11 protein-coding genes are annotated in these 16,101 nt (G+C 61.6%); 10 read left to right on the top strand and 1 reads right to left on the bottom strand.

The window, feature by feature from the left end; all coding sequences use genetic code 11:
* Window positions 1–413 precede the first annotated feature (413 nt).
* The 3 genes from DXT77_RS10555 to choV all read left to right on the top strand — a co-directional run bounded on the left by DXT77_RS10555 (window position 414) and on the right by choV (window position 3,448).
* Window positions 414–1,361, top strand: a complete 948-nt coding sequence (locus DXT77_RS10555) for a choline ABC transporter substrate-binding protein (RefSeq protein ID WP_114886006.1) — start codon at window positions 414–416, stop codon at window positions 1,359–1,361.
* A 66-nt stretch (window positions 1,362–1,427) separates the two neighbouring features.
* Window positions 1,428–2,273 carry a choline ABC transporter permease subunit gene (gene choW, locus DXT77_RS10550; RefSeq protein WP_085709139.1) on the top strand — a complete coding sequence of 282 codons (846 nt, stop codon included), beginning with the start codon at window positions 1,428–1,430 and terminating at the stop codon, window positions 2,271–2,273.
* Window positions 2,270–3,448: a choline ABC transporter ATP-binding protein gene (gene choV, locus DXT77_RS10545; protein WP_085709138.1), complete on the top strand. Its 1,179-nt coding sequence runs from the start codon at window positions 2,270–2,272 to the stop codon at window positions 3,446–3,448. Before choW ends, choV begins: the two co-directional genes overlap by 4 nt.
* An 88-nt stretch (window positions 3,449–3,536) precedes the next feature.
* Here the strand turns inward: choV and betT are convergent, their stop codons facing one another.
* Window positions 3,537–5,534, bottom strand: a complete 1,998-nt coding sequence (betT, locus tag DXT77_RS10540; protein WP_085709137.1) for a choline BCCT transporter BetT — start codon at window positions 5,532–5,534, stop codon at window positions 3,537–3,539.
* 425 nt (window positions 5,535–5,959) lie between these two features.
* On the opposite strand from betT, the gene betI reads away from it, so the two are divergent.
* The 7 genes from betI (at window position 5,960) to dbpA (ending at window position 16,048) form a co-directional block, all read left to right on the top strand.
* Complete coding sequence (gene betI, locus DXT77_RS10535; protein ID WP_085688616.1) at window positions 5,960–6,553, top strand: transcriptional regulator BetI; 594 nt, start codon at window positions 5,960–5,962, stop codon at window positions 6,551–6,553.
* Between the two features lie 88 nt (window positions 6,554–6,641).
* The gene (gene betB / locus DXT77_RS10530) at window positions 6,642–8,114 is read left to right on the top strand and encodes a betaine-aldehyde dehydrogenase (protein ID WP_085709136.1); all 1,473 of its coding nucleotides are present in this window, start codon (window positions 6,642–6,644) and stop codon (window positions 8,112–8,114) included.
* Window positions 8,115–8,292: 178 nt separating this feature from the next.
* Window positions 8,293–9,996, top strand: coding sequence for a choline dehydrogenase (gene betA / locus DXT77_RS10525; protein WP_119427585.1), 1,704 nt, complete (start codon window positions 8,293–8,295; stop codon window positions 9,994–9,996).
* 258 nt (window positions 9,997–10,254) lie between these two features.
* Window positions 10,255–11,697, top strand: coding sequence for a TldD/PmbA family protein (locus tag DXT77_RS10520; protein WP_119427584.1), 1,443 nt, complete (start codon window positions 10,255–10,257; stop codon window positions 11,695–11,697).
* On the top strand, window positions 11,697–13,034 hold the full coding sequence (locus DXT77_RS10515) for a TldD/PmbA family protein (RefSeq protein WP_119427583.1): 1,338 nt from the start codon (window positions 11,697–11,699) through the stop codon (window positions 13,032–13,034). The genes DXT77_RS10520 and DXT77_RS10515 overlap by 1 nt, the downstream gene beginning before the upstream one ends.
* A 108-nt stretch (window positions 13,035–13,142) precedes the next feature.
* Window positions 13,143–14,582: a multidrug transporter subunit MdtD gene (mdtD, locus tag DXT77_RS10510; protein WP_085731624.1), complete on the top strand. Its 1,440-nt coding sequence runs from the start codon at window positions 13,143–13,145 to the stop codon at window positions 14,580–14,582.
* Between the two features lie 80 nt (window positions 14,583–14,662).
* The gene (gene dbpA, locus DXT77_RS10505) at window positions 14,663–16,048 is read left to right on the top strand and encodes an ATP-dependent RNA helicase DbpA (RefSeq protein ID WP_119427582.1); all 1,386 of its coding nucleotides are present in this window, start codon (window positions 14,663–14,665) and stop codon (window positions 16,046–16,048) included.
* The last annotated feature ends 53 nt before the right edge of the window (window positions 16,049–16,101 follow it).

The raw sequence follows: 16,101 nt of genomic DNA, 5'->3' as shown, positions 1-16,101 counted from the left end.
GCCGGTCCGGGGCGTGAAGCGCCCGCTGGCGGAGCTGCTACGCTCAAGCTGCGATCCGCCGGAATGCCCGCATCATCGGATTTTTCCCGGGTCGTCCGGCGTCTGACACCGACGCACTCATGCCCACGAACGCCGTGCCGGTTTCGCCCCGTGTTTTCGCCGTTTTTATGCGGTTCAGATGGCCAAAAAGGGCTGAAAAAAGCTGTAAGCGACGTCACCGACACTGGATGCGACCATCCCTGTACTGGATACGACGCACCCTGTAGGCGTCAGTTTTTCACTGGTACATGATCGTATCGACTCGATTGCAAGGCGCCGTGACAGAGCTGTCTCCAGAACGCCATCCAACCGCAACCTATAAGTGCGGTGGTCCAGTCGGAACACTGCCAAAAAAAACACCAAGGAGTCCATCCATGAAAGGTTCCCCGTCGTTGTTGTTGGCCGCCATGCTGAGTCTGCCGTTACTGGCTCAAGCCGCAGAACCGGCGCAGTGCAGTACCGTTAACTTCTCCGATGTCGGCTGGACCGACATCACCGCAACAACCGCGACCACCAGCGTGGTGCTCGACGCCCTCGGCTACAAGACCAAGACCACCATGATCTCCGTGCCCGTGACCTACAAGTCGCTGGCCGACGGCAAGAACATGGACGTGTTCCTCGGCAACTGGATGCCGACCATGGAAAACGACATCAAGGCCTACCGCGACGCCGGCACCGTGGAAGTGGTGCGCACCAACCTCAAGGGCGCCAAATACACCCTCGCCGTACCGCAGGCGCTGTACGACAAGGGCCTGCATGATTTCGCCGACATCGCCAAATTCAAGAAAGAGCTCGACGGCAAGATCTACGGCATCGAGCCTGGCAACGACGGCAACCGCCTGATCCAGAGCATGATCGACAAAAACGCCTTCGGCCTGAAAGACGCCGGCTTCAAGGTCGTCGAATCGTCCGAGGCGGGCATGCTCTCGCAGGTCGACCGTGCGCAGAAGCGCGACACCGCCGTGGTGTTCCTCGGCTGGGCGCCGCACCCGATGAACAAGCGCTTCAAGATTCAATACCTGACCGGCGGCGACGACTTCTTCGGCCCGGATTTCGGCGCCGCTACTGTCGCGACCAACACCCGCAAGGGCTACGTCGAGGAATGCAGCAACGTCGGTCAGTTGCTGAAAAATCTGGAGTTCACCGTCGACATGGAAAGCACCCTGATGGGCAACATCCTCGACGACAAGATGAAGCCTGAAGCGGCCGCCAAGGCCTGGCTGAAAAAGAATCCACAGGTGCTCGATACCTGGCTCGCTGGCGTGACCACCATTGACGGTAAACCTGGCCTGGAGGCCGTGAAAGCCAAACTTGCTCAGTAATCGCTTATGCCGGACGGCTCCGGCCGTCCGGGCTGTTTATTTCCTTGCATGCGGACGTTCACTACCATGCTGATTGATCAGAAAATCCCTTTAGGCCAGTACATCGCGGGCTTCGTTGAATGGTTGACGCAACACGGCGCCAGCACCTTCGACGCAATCGCCGTGACCCTGGAAACGATGATCCACGGCGTGACGTTTGCGCTGACCTGGTTCAACCCGCTGGTGTTGATCGGCCTCATCGCTCTGCTCGCGCACTTCATTCAACGCAAATGGGGCCTGACCGCCTTCGTGATCGCCTCCTTTCTGCTGATCCTCAACCTGGGGTACTGGCAGGAAACCATGGAAACCCTCGCCCAGGTCATGTTCGCGACCCTGGTCTGCGTGGTCATCGGCGTGCCGCTGGGCATCGTCGCCGCGCACAAACCGATGTTCTACACTTTGATGAGGCCGGTGCTCGATCTGATGCAGACCGTACCGACCTTCGTTTACCTCATTCCTACCCTGACCCTCTTCGGGCTGGGCGTGGTTCCGGGCCTGATCTCCACGGTGGTGTTCGCCATCGCTGCACCGATCCGCCTGACCTACCTGGGCATCCGCGATGTCCCGGAAGAACTGATGGACGCCGGCAAGGCCTTCGGCTGCTCGCGTCGCCAACTGCTTTCACGGATCGAACTGCCCCACGCCATGCCGAGCATCGCGGCCGGCATCACCCAGTGCATCATGCTGTCGCTGTCGATGGTGGTGATCGCGGCACTGGTGGGCGCCGACGGACTCGGCAAACCGGTGGTCAACGCACTGAACACTGCTGATATCGCCCTGGGCTTCGAAGCGGGCCTGGCGATCGTACTGCTGGCGATCATGCTCGACCGTATCTGCAAACAACCCGACGCCAAAGTAGGGGGTGACGCATGAGCATAATCCGCTTCGACAACGTAGACGTTATCTTCGCCAAGGATCCACGCGAGGCACTCAAGCTGCTGGATCAGGGCATGACCCGCAACGAGATCCTGAAAAAGACCGGGCAGATTGTCGGCGTTGAAAAGGCCAGCCTGGATATCGAGAAAGGTGAAATCTGTGTACTGATGGGTTTGTCCGGCTCCGGCAAGTCCAGCCTGCTGCGCTGCATCAACGGCCTCAACACCGTGAGCCGCGGCAAGCTGTTCGTCGAGCATGAAGGCAAACAGATCGACATCGCCTCCTGCAGCCCGGCCGAACTGAAAATGATGCGCACCAAGCGCATTGCGATGGTGTTCCAGAAGTTCGCCCTGATGCCGTGGCTGACCGTACGCGAGAACATCAGCTTCGGTCTGGAAATGCAGGGCCGTCCCGAGAAAGAACGGCGCAAACTGGTGGACGACAAGCTTGAACTGGTGGGCCTGACCCAGTGGCGCAACAAGAAACCCAACGAGCTGTCCGGCGGCATGCAGCAGCGTGTGGGGCTGGCCCGCGCGCTGGCGATGGACGCCGACATTCTGCTGATGGACGAACCGTTTTCGGCCCTTGACCCGCTGATCCGTCAGGGCCTGCAGGACGAATTGCTGGAACTGCAACGCAAGCTGAGCAAGACCATCGTGTTCGTGAGCCACGACCTCGACGAGGCGTTGAAACTCGGCAGCCGCATCGCGATCATGAAAGACGGCCGGATCATTCAGTACAGCGTGCCGGAAGAGATCGTGCTCAACCCTGCGGACGACTACGTGCGCACCTTCGTCGCCCACACCAATCCGCTCAACGTGCTCTGCGGTCGCAGCCTGATGCGCACCCTGGACAACTGCAAACGCATCAACGGCTCGGTGTGCCTCGATCCGGGCGGCGACTCATGGCTGGACCTGGCCGAAGGCAACACCATCAAGGGTGCACGCAAGAACGGATCGGTACTCGACCTGCAGAACTGGGTGCCGGGGCAAGCGGTGGAAGGCCTCGACCGTCGCCCGACACTGGTGGACTCGAACATCGGCATGCGTGACGCGTTGCAGATCCGTTACCAGACCGGCAACAAGCTGGTGCTGCACGACAACAACCATGTGGTGGGGATTCTCGGGGACAGCGAGCTGTATCACGCGCTGCTCGGCAAGAACCTGGGTTAAAGAGAGCAGACACAAAAACGCCGCGAGAGGATCGCGGCGTTTTTGTTTTCATCATTCCCACGAAGAACGTGGGAATGAACAATCGCTTTTAGCTGTACACCCGGCCAAGGAGCTGCCGATGGCTTTCAAACTGATCGAGCACATCGCGTGTGATCTGATCCTGCGTGAAGCCCATCAGGTCGTAATCCTGGCTGCCGTTGTGCAGATACACTTCGGCGCGGTAGTAACGCTGGCGCGCTTCATCGGACTGGGCCGATTCGGTCGGGGTCGCCAGATAGCCGTCGAGGCTCACTTCGTAGACAAAAGGGTTGCCCTCTTCCATCTCGACACGCACGCCCATGCAACGCTTGGATTTACCCAGCAGCGTCTGCACTTCCAGGCCTTGGGCACGCAGCTGGGCAGCCGCATCGTCCAGCGCCGGAGTGACGTGTTTGTCCATGAAGCGCTGCACCACCGACTGGCTCGGTTGCAGGTCCAGTTGAGTCAGGCGCTCGCTGAAACCACGACGACCGCGCTCAGCCAGTTGCGCTTGCTCCTGTTCGATCTGCATGTCCTGGCGCATCGCCTTGTGCAGGCCGAACATGAAGCACACCAGCACCACCGAGAACGGCAGACCGGCCAGCACCACCATGGTCTGCATGGCTTCGAAGTTACCGGCGAACAGCAGGCCGATGGTCACCAGAGTGATCACGACCGACCAGAAGATCCGCAGCCAGTGCGGCGCGTCTTCATCGACAGTGCCGCCCTTGCAGGAAAGGTTGGCCATCATCACCGCGCCGGAGTCGGCCGGGGTCAGGAACAGCACGAAACCTACAAAGATCGATACACCGATGACGACTTTCGACGCCGGGTAGTGTTCCAGCAACTGATAGATCGCCATCGACGGCTGTTCCAGCGCCGTCTTGCCGAGTTCCACCGCACCGTGGTTCATCACCAGGTCCAGCGCCGAGTTACCGAAGATCGACAGCCACGCCAGGGTGAAGCCCAGCGGAATCAGCAGCACGCCGGCCACCAGTTCACGCACGGTACGGCCACGGGAAATCCGCGCGATGAACATGCCTACGAATGGGGCCCAGGAAATCCACCATGCCCAGTAGAACAGAGTCCACAGGCCCAGCCAGCGGTCGGACTTGGCACTGTCGCCTTCATAGACGTACAGGTCGAAGGTCTTCATGACCACGCCGTTGAGGTAGTCGCCGATGTTCTGCACGAAGCCGTTGAGCAGGTGCAGGGTCGGGCCGAACAGCAGCACGAAAATCAGCAGGCCGCTGAACAGGATGATGTTGAGGTTGGACAGACGACGAATGCCGTTTTCCACGCCGGACACGGCAGCGATGGTCGCCACGGTGCTCATTACGATGATCACGATCAGCAGGTTGGTGTTGCTGTGCTCCATGCCGAACAGGTTTTCCAGGCCCGAGGACACTTGCAGCGAGCCGATCCCCAGGTTGGTCACCAGACCCAGCAGGGTCACGAACATGCCGAAGCCGTCTACCGCATGGCCGGCAGCGCCCTTGACCCAACGCTCGCCCACCAGCGGGTACAGCGCCGAACGCAGTGCCAGCGGCTGGTTGTGACGGTAAGCGAAATAAGCCACGGCCAGACCGACCAGCGCGTAGATCGCCCAGCCGTGCAGGCCCCAGTGCAGGAAGGTCAGCTGGACAGCCTGACGTGCCGCCAGGTTGGTGGCCGACGCGCCTTCCGGCGGGTTGAAGTAGTGATCCAGTGGCTCGGACGCGCCGAAGTACAGCAGCGAAATACCGATACCCGACGAGAACAGCATCCCCGCCCAGGCGCCGTAGCTGAAATCAGGGGTGTCGTCCTTGCTACCCAGTTTGAGTTTGCCGTAGGAGGAAAACGCCAGGCCCACCACGAAAACCAGGTAAGCGGCGATCACCACCATGTAGTACCAGCCGAAGCTGCGGGACAACCAGGCCTGAGCCACTCCCAGCATTCTGCCGGCCTCTTGCGGGGCGATGATCAGAATGGCGGTCAACAACAGAATCAGCACGGTAGAGGTGTAGAACACCCAACCGTTGACCGTCACCTTCTCGGGCGGGGTCTTTATAAGCGAGGCAGAACTCATGGCACAAATGCTCCAGGCAGTGCGAGAGAAGAACACAAGGCAACACGGAACCCGACCAATCGGTTAGTTGGCAGCCGACCGGCGGGTGATATAAAGACACCCCGAAAAAAGCCCGAACCTGCAGAGATGGCACCGCGAATCGCCGTCGTGGCCGAGGTCCGGACGTTCATCCGAAACCTGGCCTCGAGCGTCTTGCCCATTCAACACGTCCATCGAACGTCGAACCGCGCCTTGCCCCGCGCAGGTTTCGAGCATTTTCGGATGTCGGTTTATCGCCACTTACTCGTAGGAAAAATCTGTAGGCAGCGACGATTTGTCGCAGATCTTATTCTTTGTTGATTGAACGTTCAATCAAAACAAAATAGACTGGCCCTCAATCCGATCGGCGTTCATCGCCCGTCGGAAGGCCTAAGGAGATGTGCAAGATGCCCAAGGTCGGTATGCAACCCATCCGCCGCCAACAACTGATCGAAGCCACTTTGCAGGCGGTTGATCAGGTCGGAATGGGGGACGCCAGCATTGCGCTGATCGCCCGTCTGGCCGGTGTCTCGAATGGCATCATCAGTCACTATTTTCAGGACAAGAACGGCCTGATTGCCGCCACGATGCGGTATCTGATGAGCGTCCTCAGCGAGAACGTCACCGCGCGCCGTCAGGCGCTGGCAGACAGCAGCCCCCGGGCGCATCTGCAGGTGATCATCGAAGGCAACTTCGACGCCAGCCAGGTCAATGGCCCGGCAATGAAAACCTGGCTGGCCTTCTGGGCCACCAGCATGCACCAGCCGTCTTTGCACAGGTTGCAGCGGATCAACGATCACCGTCTGTATTCCAACCTGTGCTGCGAGTTCCGCCGTGTGTTGCCGCTCGAAGATGCGCGCACCGCCGCCCGTGGACTGGCAGCTCTCATCGACGGCTTGTGGTTGCGCGGCGCGCTGTCGGGAGACGCTTTCGACACTGCGCAGGCGCAACAGATCGCTTACGAATACATGGATTTCCAATTGGCCAAGAAGGTGAGCTAGAGCACACAGAAAACGCTCGGCCCCTGAACGCCACCGCAGCCTGATCGCGGTGGTCAACGCCAACCACTTATGCACTTGCGAGGACACTATGGCCCGTTTCGAACTGCAAAAACTCTACATCGATGGCGCGTACTCCGACGCCGGCAGCGATGCCACCTTCGAAGCCATCAACCCGGCTAACGGTGAAGTCCTCGCACAAGTGCAACGTGCGACCAAGGAAGACGTCGAGCGCGCTGTCGTCAGCGCCGAAAAAGGCCAGAAAATCTGGGCTGCGATGACCGCCATGGAGCGTTCGCGCATCCTGCGTCGCGCCGTCGACATCCTGCGCGAGCGCAACGATGAACTGGCTGCCCTGGAAACCCTGGACACCGGTAAAGCCTTCTCCGAAACCAAGTACGTCGACATCGTCACCGGCGCCGACGTGCTGGAATACTACGCAGGCCTGGTACCCGCCATCGAAGGCGAGCAGATCCCGCTGCGTGACACTGCATTCGTCTACACCCGTCGCGAGCCGCTGGGCGTTGTCGCCGGTATCGGCGCGTGGAACTACCCGATCCAGATCGCCCTGTGGAAATCCGCTCCAGCCCTGGCGGCCGGTAACGCGATGATCTTCAAGCCAAGCGAAGTCACCTCGCTGACCACCCTGAAACTGGCCGAGATCTACACCGAAGCCGGCGTTCCGAATGGCGTGTTCAACGTACTGACCGGCAGCGGCCGTGAAGTCGGCACCTGGCTGACCGAGCACCCGCGCATCGAAAAAATCTCCTTCACCGGCGGCACCGATACCGGCAAGAAGGTCATGGCCAGCGCTTCGGCTTCGTCGCTCAAAGACGTGACCATGGAACTGGGCGGCAAGTCCCCGCTGATCATCTGCGACGACGCCGACCTGGATCGCGCCGCCGACACCGCCATGATGGCCAACTTCTACAGCTCCGGTCAGGTCTGCACCAACGGCACTCGCGTATTCGTGCCGAGCCACCTGAAAGCCGCTTTCGAAGCCAAGATCGTCGAGCGCGTTGCGCGCATCCGCGTTGGCAACCCGGAAGACGAAAACACCAACTTCGGCCCGCTGGTCAGCTTCGCGCACATGGAAAACGTGCTGGGCTACATCGCCAAGGGTAAAGAAGAAGGCGCCCGCGTTCTGTGCGGCGGCGAGCGCATGACCGACGGCGAATTCGCCAAAGGCGCGTTCGTGGCGCCAACCGTGTTCACCGACTGCACCGACGACATGACCATCGTCCGTGAAGAAATCTTCGGCCCGGTAATGGCGATCCTGACCTACGAAACCGAAGAAGAAGTGATCCGCCGCGCCAACGACACCGACTTCGGCCTGGCCGCCGGTATCGTCACCCGCGACCTGAACCGCGCCCACCGCGTGATTCACCAACTGGAAGCCGGTATCTGCTGGATCAACGCCTGGGGCGAGTCCGACGCGAAAATGCCGGTCGGCGGTTACAAGCAGTCGGGCGTCGGCCGTGAGAACGGCATCAGCTCGTTGAACAACTTCACTCGCATCAAATCGGTACAGGTCGAGCTGGGCGATTACGTCTCGGTGTTCTAAGGCATCAATCGCTTCGCATGCGAGGCCGTCATCGCCAGCAGGCTGGCTCCCACAGGTTTGGTGCCATCCACCAAACCTGTGTCATCCCCGATTCACTGTGGGAGCGAGCCTGCTCGCGATTGAGTGCGCAGCACTCACCCAGGCCTGACCTGACCAACTTTCAAAGAGGGTGCATTCAATGTCCCAGGAATTCGATTACATCATTGTGGGTGCCGGTTCTGCCGGTAACACCCTGGCGACCCGTCTGACTGAAGACGAAGGCGTCACCGTCCTGCTGCTCGAAGCGGGCGGCCCGGACTACCGCATGGACTTTCGCACGCAGATGCCGGCCGCACTGGCCTTCCCGCTGCAGGGCCGTCGCTACAACTGGGCGTACGAAACCGATCCGGAACCGTACATGGACGGTCGTCGCATGGAATGCGGTCGTGGCAAGGGCCTCGGCGGTTCCTCGCTGATCAACGGCATGTGCTACATCCGCGGCAACGCGATGGACTACGACGGCTGGGCAAAACTGCCAGGCCTGGAAGACTGGACTTACCTCGACTGCCTGCCGTACTTCCGTAAAGCGGAAACCCGCGACATCGGTCCGAACGACTACCACGGTGGCGAAGGCCCGGTCAGCGTGACCACGCCGAAGGCTGGCAACAACCCGCTGTTCCACGCCATGGTTGAAGCCGGCGTGCAGGCCGGTTACCCGCGCACCGAAGACTTGAACGGCTACCAGCAGGAAGGCTTCGGCCCGATGGACCGCACCGTGACGCCGAAAGGCCGTCGTGCTTCCACCGCCCGTGGTTACCTGGACGTGGCCAAGAAGCGTTCGACCCTGACCATCGTCACTCACGCCCTGGCTGACAAGGTTCTGTTCGAAGGCAAGCGCGCCATCGGCGTGCGTTACCTGGTCGGCGCTGCCGAAGAGCGCGTTGAAGCCCGCGCCCGCAAAGAAGTCATCGTCTGCTCCGGCGCGATCGCTTCGCCGCAACTGCTGCAACGCTCCGGCGTCGGTCCGGCGAAACTGCTGGAAAGCCTCGACATCCCGGTCGTTCACGATCTGCCGGGCGTTGGCGAAAACCTGCAGGATCACCTCGAGCTGTACCTGCAATTCGCCTGCACCCAACCGGTCTCGCTGTACCCGTCGCTGCTCTGGTACAACCAGCCGGCCATCGGTGCCGAGTGGCTGTTCAACGGCACCGGCATCGGCGCCAGCAACCAGTTCGAAGCCGGCGGTTTCATCCGCACCCGTCCGGAATTCGAATGGCCGAACATCCAGTACCACTTCCTGCCGGTAGCGATTAACTACAACGGCAGCAACGGTGTGCAAGAGCACGGTTTCCAGGCGCACATGGGCTCCATGCGTTCGCCGAGCCGTGGTCGCATCCAGGTCAAATCCAAGGATCCGCGTCAGCACCCGAGCATCCTGTTCAACTACATGGCCACCGAGCAGGACTGGCAGGAATTCCGCGACGGCATCCGCCTGACCCGTGAAATCATGCAACAGCCTGCGCTGGACGCCTTCCGCGGCCGCGAAATCAGCCCGGGCATCGAAGTGCAAACCGATGAGCAGCTGGACAAGTTCATCCGCGAGCACGCCGAAACCGCGTTCCACCCGTCCTGCTCGTGCAAGATGGGCACCGACGAGATGGCGGTCGTGGACGGCCAGGGCCGCGTGCATGGCATGCAGGGTCTGCGTGTGGTCGACGCCTCGATCATGCCGATCATCACCACCGGCAACCTGAACGCGCCGACGATCATGATGGCCGAGAAAATCGCCGACAAGATCCGTGGCCGTCAGCCACTGCCGCGCAGCAAGGCGCCGTACTACGTCGCTGGCGATGCGCCGGTGAAAGGCAAGGCACTGCGTGATGTGAGCGCTGTTGCTCAGTAATTCAGCTACACCGCATCAAGGCTAATCGCGAGCAGGCTCGCTCCCACATTTGGAATGCATTTCAACTGTGGGAGCGAGCTTGCTCGCGAAGGGGCCCTCACATTCAGCACAAATCCCTCTGTTTCAAGTAAATCCCCCTACACCCCCTCTTCACTTGATCCTACCCCTACGCAGGCCTACTCTAGTCCTCGCGCAATCGTTTCACCCCTCCCCGCCGAATCCGCTTCGCTGCTACTCCCATAACAAGGAGGTTCCCTGATGTTCGATTTCCACCCCCAGCTCAAGCAGCGCTTCGCTGCCTTGCGCACGGGCGCCGAGTTTTTTTCCTTGCGGTATGTACGCGAGTCCGGCCAGTACCTGTCGGTGCGCAAGAACGTTGCCGAACCGCCGAGCCTGAGCCGCGACGAAGGCGCGATGCTCACCGTTCGCGTCAACGGCGTCGAAGCCTACGCCGCGACCAATGACCTGTCGCAACAAGGCCTGCAAGCCGCCCTCGAGCGCGCCGAACAGCAGGCCCGGCGGATCAAGCCGCACGCCCTGCTCGACCTGAGCCAGCAGCCGGTGTCCAGCGACCGTGCCGACTACTTTTCACCCAATCTCGAACAACCCTTCCCGTCCCTGAGCGAATGCTTCGAGCTGCTCGGTGCGGAGTCCGCCTCGGTGCCAAAGGATGAGCGCCTGGTGAATTGGGAAGTGAGCATCGGCATCACCCACGTCGAACAGATCTACCTGAGCAGCGCCGGGGCCGAATTGCGCCAGGCCCAGCGCTTCGTTTATCCGGGCCTGGACGTCACCGCCTACGACGGCAACGACAGCCAGACCCGCAGCCTCGGCCGCGAGAACTTCGGCCAGCAGGGCGGCGCCGACGTGATCAGCCGCTGCGGCTTGATCGGCGCCGGTCCGCAAGTCGCCGATCAGGCGCTGCAACTGCTGCTCGCGCCAAATACGCCGCAAGGTCCGCGCGATCTGCTGCTGATGCCCGACCAGATGATGCTGCAGATCCACGAATCCATCGGTCACCCGCTGGAGCTCGACCGGATTCTCGGCGACGAACGCAACTACGCCGGCACCAGCTTCGTCAAGGCCTCGGATTTCGGCAGCCTGCAATACGGCTCGAAACTGCTCAACGTGACCTTCGATCCGGACATTCCCGAAGAGCTGGCGAGCTACGGCCACGATGACGACGGCACGGCTGCCAGCAAGCAATTCCTGATTCGCGAAGGCCTGCTGGTACGGCCGTTGGGCGGTGCGCTGTCGCAGTTCCGCGCGGGTCTGGACGGTGTCGCCAACAGCCGTGCCTGCGGCTGGAACCGACCACCGATCGACCGCATGGCCAACCTCAATATCGAGCCGGGTGACCAGTCGCTGGAACAACTGATCGGCGGCATCGAAAACGGCATCCTGATGAGCACCAACCGTTCGTGGTCGATCGACGACGCGCGGAACAAATTCCAGTTCGGCTGCGAATGGGGCCAGTTGATTGAAAACGGCGAACTCAAGGGCGTGGTGAAAAACCCGAACTACCGGGGCATTTCCGCGCACTTCTGGAAGAGCCTGCGCGCAGTCGGCAACGCCGGCACCATCCGGGTGCTGGGCACGCCGAACTGCGGCAAGGGCGAACCGAACCAGGTGATCCGCGTCGGCCACGCTTCGCCGGCCTGCGTGTTCAGCAATGTTGATGTGTTTGGGGGAGACGCCTGATGAGTATTTCCAAGAGCCAGGTCGAGGCCTTCAAGGTGCTGGTCAACTGGCTGCGCGATGCCGTGCGCGAGCCGGAACAGTTCACGCTGAGTTACGACGCCGAATCGTCGGCCTTCGTGCGCTTCAATCACGCCAAGGTGCGTCAGGCCGGGCAAGTGCAACAAGCCGGTATCGGCCTGAAACTGATCGACGATGGCCGCCATGCCGACCTGCACATCACCCTGTCCGGCGAACAGGCAACTGACCTGCAACGCCTCGCCGAAGGCCTGCAACAACTGCGCGAAACCCTGCCGCTGCTGCCGCAGGATCCCTATCTGCTGCTCAACCACAACGGCTGGCAGAGCCAGAACGTGCAGGAACATCCGCTGCCGGACACCGAGCAGGTGGTCGCTGAAATCGCCGAGGCGGCAGAAGGGCTGGATCTGGTCGGTTTCTACGCCGCCGGCCCGATCAGCCGTGGTTTCGCCAGTTCTTCCGGCGCGTTCGGCTGGCATCAGGCCAACAGCTTCAACTTCGACTTCAGCCTGTTCCACGAGAACGGCGAAGCGGTGAAAGCCAGCTATGCCGGGCACGAGTGGAGCAGCGAAGGTTTCGCCAAGCGTTTCCAGCAGGCCCGCGAGCAGCTTGAGTTTCTCGGTCGACCGTTGCGCACCCTGCCACCGGGACAGTACCGCGCCTATCTGGCACCAGCAGCCCTGGAAGAAATCATGGGCATGCTGTGCTGGGGCGGTTTCTCGGCGCAGTCGATTGCCAGCAAGAGCAGTCCGTTGCAGAAGCTGTATGCCGGCGATCAGGCGTTCAGTCCGCTGGTATCCCTCGACGAAAAAGTCAGCGGCTCGCTGAGCCCGGCGTTTTCCGGTGAAGGTTATCCGCGCAGCGATCTGCGGTTGATCATCGAAGGCAAAGCGGGTGACCAGTTGGTGGGATCGCGCAGTGCTGCCGAATACGGCCTGACGGCCAACGGTGCCGGCGGTGGCGAATCACCGAGCGCGCTGAACATGGGCGCCGGTGATCTGCCGCAAGCGGAGATTCTCAAACAACTGGGCACCGGGCTCTACATCAGCAACCTGTGGTATCTGAACTTCTCGGATCAACCGGCGGCGCGCCTGACCGGCATGACCCGGTTTGCCACGTTCTGGGTCGAGAACGGCGAGATTCAGGCGCCGGTCAGCACCATGCGTTTCGACGACAGTGCCTACAGCCTGCTGGGTTCGCAGCTGGAAGCGTTGACTGCCGAGCGTGAGTTGCTGCTGTCGGCAAGCACCTACAGTCAGCGCAATACGTCGTCGGCGTTGTTGCCGGGGGCGCTGGTAAGCCGATTGACCCTGACCTTGTAAAAGCATCGCGAGCAGGCTCGCTCCCACAGGTTCGCGCAGTCCATGTGGGAGCGAGCCTGCTCGCGATGAAGTCACCCCGGATTTACTGCGCCCATCATCAGAGGTTCCATGCCCAACCGCCCGCCTCTCGACGCCATCACCGCCCGCTGGTTGCCGTGGGTCGTCGCCATCGCTTTCTTCATGCAGTCCCTCGACGGGACCATCCTCAACACCGCCCTCCCGGCCATGGCCCGGGATCTGGCCGAAGACCCGTTGCGCATGCAGGGTGTGGTCATCGCCTACATGCTCACCGTGGCGTTGCTGATTCCGGCCTCGGGCTGGATCGCCGACCGCTTCGGCACCAAGAAGATCTTCTTCGGCGCGATCCTGCTGTTCAGCATCGGCTCGCTGCTCTGTGCCCTGTCGAGCAGCCTGTCCATGCTGGTCGGCGCCCGGGTGATTCAGGGCCTCGGCGGTGCACTGATGCTGCCGGTCGGGCGATTGGTGGTGCTGCGCGCCTACCCGCGTTCGGAGCTGGTGCGGATCATGGGCTTCATCACCATTCCCGGCCTGCTCGGCCCGCTGATCGGCCCGACCATGGGCGGCTGGATGGTGCAATACCTGACATGGCACTGGATCTTCCTGATCAACCTGCCGGTCGGCGTCATCGGCTGCTACGCGGTATGGAAGTTCATTCCCGATCTGCGCGGCACCGAGCGTACGCGCTTCGATAGCCTCGGTTTCCTGCTGTTCGGCGCAGCGATGATTCTGATCACCATCGCCATGGAAGGCCTTGGCGAATTGCATCTGCCGCACCTGCGGGTGATGTTGCTGCTGTTCGGTGGCATGGCCTGCCTGGCGGCGTACTGGTTGCGCGCCGGACGTGTCGAGAATCCGCTGTTCGCGCCTTCGCTGTTCAAGACTCGGACGTTTGCGGTGGGGATCATCGGTAACCTGTTCGCCCGTCTGGGCAGCGGTGCGTTGCCGTTTCTGGTGCCGTTGCTGCTGCAAGTGGCGCTGGGTTATTCACCGTCGCAGGCCGGGATGAGCATGCTGCCGCTGGCCGCCGCAGCGATGTTTGCCAAGTGGATGGCGCGGCCGCTGATCGAGCGTCTCGGCTATCGCATCGTTTTGACCGGCAACACGCTGGCGCTGGGGATCATGCTGGCGAGCATGGGCCTGGTCAGCGAGCAGACACCGTATTGGCTGCTGTTGTGCCTGCTGGCGATTCTCGGCGCGATCAACTCGCTGCAGTTCACCGCGATGAACACCGTGACCCTGATCGACCTCGACGACGCCAGCGCCAGCAGCGGCAACAGTCTGCTGTCGGTGGTTGCGCAGTTGTCGCTGAGTCTCGGGGTGGCCTGCGCCGGTGCCTTGCTCGGCGGCTTCACGGCGGAAATCGGCAATGATGGCGTTGAAACCGTGCTGGGCGCGTTCCAGCTGACGTTCGTGACAGTGGGTGTCATGGCGATGCTGGCGGCGACCATCTTCTCGCAACTTTCGAAAGAGGACGGCCGGCGCGTCAAACGTCCCGATGAACATCCGGACGAACACATCGAACATTAACCGCTGTTCGTCCAGAACTTTCGAGGAAAGTGGCACGGGGCTGCTACACTGCGCGACATTTTGTTTTGCAGGCCAGTCCCGTGACCACCATCGCCACCGCTTTTAATACTTTGCCGCTGTCCGCCGCCATGCTGGCTAACCTCGAATCTCTCGGTTATGCCCAGATGACGCCGATCCAGGCGCAGAGCTTGCCGGTGATCCTCAAGGGGATGGATCTGATCGCCCAGGCCAAGACCGGCAGCGGCAAGACCGCCGCGTTCGGCATCGGCCTGTTGAACCCGATCAATCCGCGCTACTTCGGTTGCCAGGCGCTGGTCATCTGCCCGACCCGCGAGCTGGCCGACCAGGTCGCCAAGGAAATCCGTCGTCTGGCCCGCGCCGAAGACAACATCAAGGTCCTGACCCTGTGCGGCGGCGTGTCGTTCGGTCCGCAGATCGCCTCGCTGGAGCACGGCGCGCACATCATCGTCGGTACTCCGGGGCGCATCCAGCAACACCTGCGCAAGGGTTCGCTGGTCCTCGATGGCCTGAACACGCTGATCCTCGACGAAGCCGACCGCATGCTCGACATGGGTTTCTACGACGCCATCGAAGACATCATCGAGCAGACCCCGAGCCGCCGTCAGACCCTGCTGTTCTCCGCGACCTACCCGGTGGGCATCAAGCAACTCGCTTCGAAGTTCATGCGCGATCCGCAGACGGTCAAGGCCGAAGCGTTCCACGACGACACCCAGATCGAACAACGCTTCTACGAGATCTCCCCGGAAGAGCGCATGAGCGCGGTGACCAAGGTCCTGCACCACTTCCGTCCGGCCTCCACCGTGGCGTTCTGCTTCACCAAGCAGCAAGTGCAGGAAACCGTCGATCACCTGACCTCCAAAGGCATCTCCGCCGTCGGCCTGCACGGCGATCTGGAACAGCGTGACCGCGACCAGGTATTGGCGATGTTCGCCAACCGCAGCACTTCGGTACTGGTCGCCACTGACGTCGCGGCCCGTGGCCTGGACATCGACTCGCTGGACATGGTGATCAACGTCGAGCTGGCCCGGGATTCGGAAATCCACATTCACCGCGTCGGCCGTACCGGTCGTGCCGGCGAGAAAGGCATCGCGGTCAGCCTGGTGGCGCCGTCGGAAGCGCATCGCGCGCAAGCCATCGAACAACTGCAGAAAACCCCGCTGAACTGGGATCAGGTGGACAACCTGAAATCCCAGGGCGGTGCCCCGCTGCAACCGCCGATGAGCACGCTGTGCATCGCCGGCGGGCGCAAGGACAAGGTGCGTCCGGGCGACATTCTCGGCGCACTGACCGGTGAAGCCGGGATTCCGGGCACCCAGGTCGGCAAGATCGCGATCTTCGACTTCCAGTCCTATGTGGCCGTCGAGCGCACCGTGGTCATGCAGGCGTTGCAGCGTTTGAACAACGGCAAGATCAAGGGTCGTTCGCTGCGCGTTCGGGTTTTGTAAGCGATCTTCCATCCAAGGAAGATCCCTGTGGGAGCGAGCCTGCTCGCGATGGC

It is taken from the genome of Pseudomonas sp. 91RF (assembly GCF_003576265.1).
Classification (GTDB): domain Bacteria; phylum Pseudomonadota; class Gammaproteobacteria; order Pseudomonadales; family Pseudomonadaceae; genus Aquipseudomonas; species Aquipseudomonas kribbensis.
The sequence above is the reverse complement of the archived record's forward strand: the minus strand, read 5'-3'. Positions and strand labels throughout refer to the sequence as shown.